4 protein-coding genes are annotated in these 6,481 nt (G+C 69.6%); 1 reads left to right on the forward strand and 3 read right to left on the reverse strand.

Annotated elements, in window-relative coordinates:
* Position 1: 1 nt before the first annotated feature.
* The 3 genes from dnaJ to dnaK form a co-directional block, all read right to left on the reverse strand.
* Positions 2-1,156: a molecular chaperone DnaJ gene (gene dnaJ, locus ABTX81_RS11480; protein ID WP_350543243.1), complete on the reverse strand. Its 1,155-nt coding sequence runs from the start codon at positions 1,154-1,156 to the stop codon at positions 2-4.
* A 158-nt stretch (positions 1,157-1,314) separates the two neighbouring features.
* Positions 1,315-1,944: a nucleotide exchange factor GrpE gene (gene grpE, locus ABTX81_RS11485; protein ID WP_350543245.1), complete on the reverse strand. Its 630-nt coding sequence runs from the start codon at positions 1,942-1,944 to the stop codon at positions 1,315-1,317.
* On the reverse strand, positions 1,941-3,794 hold the full coding sequence (dnaK, locus tag ABTX81_RS11490; RefSeq protein ID WP_350543247.1) for a molecular chaperone DnaK: 1,854 nt from the start codon (positions 3,792-3,794) through the stop codon (positions 1,941-1,943). Before dnaK ends, grpE begins: the two co-directional genes overlap by 4 nt.
* Positions 3,795-4,093: 299 nt before the next feature.
* On the opposite strand from dnaK, the gene ABTX81_RS11495 reads away from it, so the two are divergent.
* The gene (locus tag ABTX81_RS11495; protein ID WP_350543249.1) at positions 4,094-6,316 is read left to right on the forward strand and encodes a (Fe-S)-binding protein; all 2,223 of its coding nucleotides are present in this window, start codon (positions 4,094-4,096) and stop codon (positions 6,314-6,316) included.
* Positions 6,317-6,481: the final 165 nt, after the last annotated feature.

Here is a 6,481-nt window from a genome sequence, read left to right on the forward strand (position 1 = left end):
GTCACGCTCCCTTCGCCGCTCGGAAGAGGGCGGCTCGTGGGTCGTCGGAGGCGGTCGCCTCGCGGTACTGCTCCAGAGCGGTCAGCGCGTCGCCGGTGACGTGCTGGGGAACCACGACCTCCATGGTGACCAGGAGGTCGCCACGGGTGCCGTCCTTGCGGGTGGCGCCCTTGCCGCGGGCCCGCAGGGTGAGGCCGTTGGCGCTGCCCGGGGGCAGCTTGAGCTTCACCGAGGGGCCGTTCAGGGTCGGCACCTCGATGGTGCCGCCGAGCGCGGCCTCGGGGAAGGTCACCGGGACGGTCACCGTCAGGTTGTCGGCCTTGCGCCCGAAGACCGGGTGCGGGTCGACGTGGACGGTGACGTACAGGTCGCCGGGCTGGCCGCCGCGCTCGCCCTGGGCGCCCTTGCCCTTGAGGCGGATCCGCTGGGCGTCCTGGACGCCGGCCGGGATCCGGACCTGCATGGTGCGGGCGGAGCTGGCGCGGCCGCTGCCGTGGCAGTCGGGGCACGGGTCGTCGACGATCATGCCGCGGCCGCGGCAGTCCCGGCAGGGCTCGGAGAGCGCGAAGGCGCCCTGGCCGCGGCTGACCGTGCCGGAGCCGACGCAGGTCGGACAGACCCGCGGGGTGGTGCCCGACTTGGCGCCGGTGCCGTTGCAGAGCCGGCAGGGGGCCTGACTGGTCATCCGCAGCGGGACGGTCGCGCCGTCCACGGCCTCCTCGAAGGAGAGCGTCACCTCGGTCTCGACGTCGGCGCCGCGCCGCGGCTGGGCCTGCCGGCCGCCGCGGTTGAACAGGCCGCCGAAGACGTCGCCGAGGCCGCCGCCGGCGTTGCCGCCCTGGCTGCCGCTGAACAGGTCGCCGAAGTCGAAGCTGTAGCTGCCGGTGCCGCCCGGGCCGCCGGGCCGGAAGCCGCCGTTGGCGAAGAGGCTGCGGGCCTCGTCGTACTCCTTGCGGCGCTTCTCGTCGGAGAGGACGTCGTACGCCTCGGAGATGTCCTTGAACCGCTCCTCGGCCTTGGTGTCGCCCTTGTTGGCGTCGGGGTGGAACTCGCGCGCCAGCTTGCGGTAGGTCTTCTTGATCTCCGTGGCGCTGGCGTCCTTGGGCACGCCGAGGACCTTGTAGTAGTCCTTCTCCACGTAGTCCTTGCCGCTCATGGCCGGCGCCACCTCCCGAGGTCCATCGTCACTGTGCTGTCAACGGTCCGGGCACGGCCGTCGGTGCCCGGACACGTCGACAACGCGCTGCGGAGCCGGCCGCCGTACTGGCCGGCGTACGACTCCGCAGCGCAGGGGTTGTCAGCTGTCACCGGTGGTCAGCTGTCCGAGCCACCGTCGGCCTGGTCCTTCTTCTCCCCGCCCTTGGCGGCGTCGGCGTCCGGGCCGGACGTGGTCTGGGTGCCCGGCTGGGGCTCCGCGACCGCGACCATCGCCGGGCGGATGATCCGCTCGCCGATCCGGTAGCCGGGCTGGAGGATCTGGACGCAGGTGTCCTCGGTGACCTCCGAGGAGTAGCTGTGCATCAGCGCCTCGTGCATGGTCGGGTCGAAGGGCTCGCCCTCCTTGCCGAACTGCTGCAGGCCCAGCTTGGCGACGACCGTCTCCAGCGACTCCGCGACGGACTTGAAGCCGCCCGTCACCTCGCCGTGGTCGCGGGCGCGGCCGATGTCGTCCAGCACCGGGATCAGCGACTCCAGGATGTTGGAGACGGCGATCTCGCGGACCGTCAGCCGGTCGCGCTCGACCCGCTTGCGGTAGTTCTGGTACTCGGCCTGGAGGCGCTGGAGGTCGGCGGTGCGCTCGGCGAGCTCGCGCTTGGCCGCGGCGACCCCCTCCGCGCCGGAGCCCTCGGCCCCGGCCGCGGCGGCCTCCTCGGCCGCCTTGATCACGGCCTCCTCGGCGGCGGAGTCGTCGCCGGGCTCGGCACCCTGCGGCTTCTCCGTCATGCCGCACCGCCCTTGGGCTTCTCGTCGTCCACGATCTCGGCGTCGACGACGTCGTCGTCCTTGGCACCGGCGTCGCCGGCCGCACCCGCACCGGCCGCACCGGCGGCACCGGCGGCGTCGGCGTTGGCGTACAGCGCCTGGCCGAGCTTCTGGGCGGTGGTGGAGACCTTCTCCGAGGCTTCGCGGATCTTCGCGATGTCCTCGCCCTTCAGGGCCTCCTTGAGCTCGCCGATGGCGGTCTCGACCTCGGTCTTGACGTCGGCCGGCAGCTTGTCGGCGTTGTCGGCGATGAACTTCTCGGTGGAGTAGACGAGCTGCTCGGCCTGGTTGCGGGTCTCCACGGCCTCGCGGCGCTTGTGGTCCTCCTCCGCGTACTGCTCGGCCTCGCGCATCATGCGCTCGATGTCGTCCTTCGGCAGCGCGGAGCCGCCGGTGACGGTCATCTTCTGCTCCTTGCCGGTGCCGAGGTCCTTGGCGCCGACGTGCATGATGCCGTTGGCGTCGATGTCGAAGGTGACCTCGATCTGGGGCAGGCCGCGCGGGGCCGGCGGCAGGCCGGTCAGCTCGAACATGCCGAGCTTCTTGTTGTACGCCGCGATCTCGCGCTCGCCCTGGTAGACCTGGATCTGCACGGACGGCTGGTTGTCCTCGGCCGTGGTGAAGATCTCCGAGCGCTTGGTCGGGATCGTGGTGTTGCGCTCGATCAGCTTGGTCATGATGCCGCCCTTGGTCTCGATGCCGAGGGACAGCGGGGTGACGTCGAGCAGCAGGACGTCCTTGACCTCGCCCTTGAGGACACCGGCCTGGAGCGCGGCGCCGATGGCGACGACCTCGTCCGGGTTGACGCCCTTGTTGGCGTCCTTGCCGCCGGTCAGCTCGCGGACGAGCTCGGCGACGGCCGGCATGCGGGTGGAGCCGCCGACGAGGACCACGTGGTCGATCTCGGACAGCGCGATGCCGGCGTCCTTGATCACGTTGTGGAACGGGATCTTGCAGCGCTCCAGCAGGTCCGAGGTGAGCTGCTGGAACTGGGCGCGGGTGAGCTTCTCGTCCAGGTGCAGCGGGCCCTCGGCGGAGGCCGTGATGTAGGGCAGGTTGATCGAGGTCTCGGAGGACGAGGACAGCTCGATCTTGGCCTTCTCGGCGGCCTCGCGCAGACGCTGCAGGGCCATCTTGTCCTTGGACAGGTCGACGCCGTGGCCGGCCTGGAAGACCTTGACCAGGTGGTCGACGATCTTCTGGTCCCAGTCGTCGCCGCCGAGGTGGTTGTCACCGTTGGTGGCCTTCACCTCGACGACCCCGTCGCCGATCTCCAGCAGGGAGACGTCGAAGGTGCCGCCGCCGAGGTCGAAGACCAGGATGGTCTGGTCGTCCTTGTCCAGGCCGTAGGCCAGGGCGGCCGCGGTCGGCTCGTTGACGATGCGCAGGACGTTGAGGCCCGCGATCTCACCGGCCTCCTTGGTGGCCTGGCGCTCGGAGTCGGAGAAGTACGCCGGGACGGTGATGACGGCGTCGGTGACCTGCTCGCCCAGGTAGGCCTCGGCGTCGCGCTTCAGCTTCTGCAGCACGAAGGCGCTGATCTGCTGGGGGTTGAAGTCCTTGCCGTCCAGCCCGATCTTCCAGCTGGTGCCCATGTGGCGCTTGACCGAGCGGATGGTGCGGTCGACGTTGGTGACCGCCTGGCGCTTGGCCACCTCGCCGACGAGCACCTCGCCGTTCTTCGCGAAGGCGACGACGGACGGCGTGGTCCGCGCGCCCTCGGCGTTCGTGATGACGGTGGGCTCGCCACCCTCCAGAACGCTGACGACCGAGTTCGTCGTGCCGAGGTCGATGCCGACCGCGCGTGCCATCGTAGATACCTCCAGGGAAGAGTTGAGCTTTACGGGCTCAAGGATGCATGACGATGCGGAGGGCGTCAACAGGGATGAGTCGGAGTCGCTCAACTTTGCTGAGCCGTTCTCCGGGGCGCGACGGCCGGGCCGTGCCGGACGTGCACGCGCGTGACTGCCGCCATACCTTGAGCATCTTCAGGGGAAGTGTTGGCGAACGGTAATGTCCGGGCCGTCGGCCCTGGAAGTTACCGACGAGTACAATGCCCCCGGGGACACTGAACACCCGCAACACGCAAGCCGCAGGAGACGGAGAGCCGATGCAGCTAGCAGCGATCGTCATCTCGCTGGTCACATTCGTGGTCGGCACCGCGCTCGCCGCTCGTGCGGCGCTGTACATCTACCGGGTGGTGCGGACCGGCCAGCCGGACGCCACCCGCTTCGGGCAGCCCGCGCAGCGGGTGAAGACCGTGGCCGTGGAGTTCGTCGGCCACACCCGGATGAACCGCTGGGGGATCGTCGGCATCGCCCACTGGTTCGTCGCGGTCGGCTTCTTCACCCTGGGCCTGACCCTGCTGACCGCGTTCTTCCAGCTGTTCGACGCCGAGTTCGTGCTGCCGGTGCTCGGCGGCTGGCTGCCGTACGAGCTGTTCACCGAACTGGTCGGCACCCTCACCACGCTGGGCATCGCGACGCTGATCGTGATCCGCCTGCTCAGCCTGCCCGGCCGGGCGGGCCGCAAGTCCCGCTTCGCCGGCTCGATCGCCTGGCAGGCCTTCTACGTCGAGTACACGATCCTCGGCATCGGCCTCTGCATCATGGTCCTGCGCGGCCTGGAGGGCGCGCTGGAGCACGTCGGCTCCTACGAGGCCAAGTACCTGATCTCCTACCCGCTGGTGGCGGCCTTCCGCGGGCTGTCCCACGGCACCCTGGAGAACCTGGTCTACCTCTTCGCGATGCTGAAGATCTGCATCTCCTTCGCGTGGGCGATCACCATCGGCGTCAACCCCTCGATGGGTGTCGCCTGGCACCGCTTCCTGGGCTTCTTCAACATCTACTTCAAGCGCGAGGAGGACGGCTCCACCGCGCTCGGCGAACTGCGCCCGATGACCAGCGGCGGCCGGCCGATCGACTTCGAGGACCCGGCCGACGACGCCGTCTTCGGCGTCTCCCAGGTCGAGCACTTCTCCTGGAAGGGCATCCTCGACTTCTCCACCTGCACCGAGTGCGGCCGCTGCCAGTCGCAGTGCCCGGCCTGGAACACCGGCAAGCCGCTCTCCCCGAAGCTGCTGATCATGAGCCTGCGCGAGCACGCCTTCGGCAAGGCCCCCTACCTGCTCGCCGGCGGCGGCAAGGACATGGAGGGCACCGAGCGGGCCACCGCCGAGCAGCTGAAGGACGTCCCCGCGGCCGCCCTGGCCGAGGCCGAGCGCCCGCTGATCGGTACCGCCGAGGAGAACGGCGTCATCGACCCCGACGTGCTGTGGTCCTGCACCACCTGCGGCGCCTGCGTCGAGCAGTGCCCCGTCGACATCGAGCACATCGACCACATCGTCGACATGCGCCGCTACCAGGTGATGATCGAGTCCTCGTTCCCCACCGAGGCCGGCACCATGCTCAAGAACCTGGAGAACAAGGGCAACCCCTGGGGCATGGCCACCAAGGCCCGCCTGGACTGGGTCAAGGAGCTCAAGAAGGAGACCGGCATCGAGGTGCCGGTGATCGGCGAGGACATCGACCCCGCCGAGGTCGAGTACCTGTACTGGGTGGGCTGCGCCGGTGCCCTGGAGGACCGCGCGAAGAAGACCACCAAGGCCTTCGCCGAGCTGCTGCACACCGCCGGCGTGCGGTTCGCGATCCTCGGCAAGGAGGAGTCCTGCACCGGTGACTCCGCCCGCCGCCTGGGCAACGAGTTCCTCTTCCAGATGCTCGGCGCGCAGAACGTCGAGACCCTGAACGCGGCGCTGGAGGACGCCCCGGTCAAGCGGATCGTGGCGACCTGCCCGCACTGCTTCAACACCATCGCCAACGAGTACCCGCAGCTGGGCGGCCACTTCGAGGTCATCCACCACACCCAGCTGCTGCAGCACCTCATCGACGAGGGCAAGCTCGTGCCGGTCAACCCGGTCGAGGGCCTCATCACCTACCACGACCCCTGCTACCTGGGCCGCCACAACAAGGTCTACAGCCCGCCGCGCGAGATCATGGACAAGGTCCCGGGGCTGCGCCAGCAGGAGATGCACCGCCACAAGGAGCGCGGCTTCTGCTGCGGCGCCGGCGGCGCGCGGATGTGGATGGAGGAGCGCATCGGCAAGCGGATCAACACCGAGCGCGTCGACGAGGCGCTGTCCCTCAACCCGGACATCGTCTCCACCGCCTGCCCGTTCTGCCTGGTCATGCTCTCCGACTCGGTCAACGGCAAGAAGAACGAGGGCGCGGCCAAGGAGCACCTGAAGGTCGTCGACGTCGCCCAGCTGCTGCTCGACTCGGTCAAGGCGACCCCGCCGGCCGAGGCCGAGGAGCCGCAGACCGTCGACGCCTGAGGGCCGCCCGGCGCGTCGACGGGGCCGTGAAGCGGCCCGGTTGTTCGACAGTTCTGCAACAACCGCCCGGCCCGGGCGGGACGCCACCGGCGCCCGCCCAGGAGTGAACCGAACCGAGTCGGCAGACGGTTCACTAGGAAGTCCCGGCGGCCCGGCATATGCAGG

It is taken from the genome of Kitasatospora sp. NPDC097605, from assembly GCF_040302725.1.
In the GTDB taxonomy this organism is placed as follows: Bacteria; Actinomycetota; Actinomycetes; order Streptomycetales; family Streptomycetaceae; genus Kitasatospora.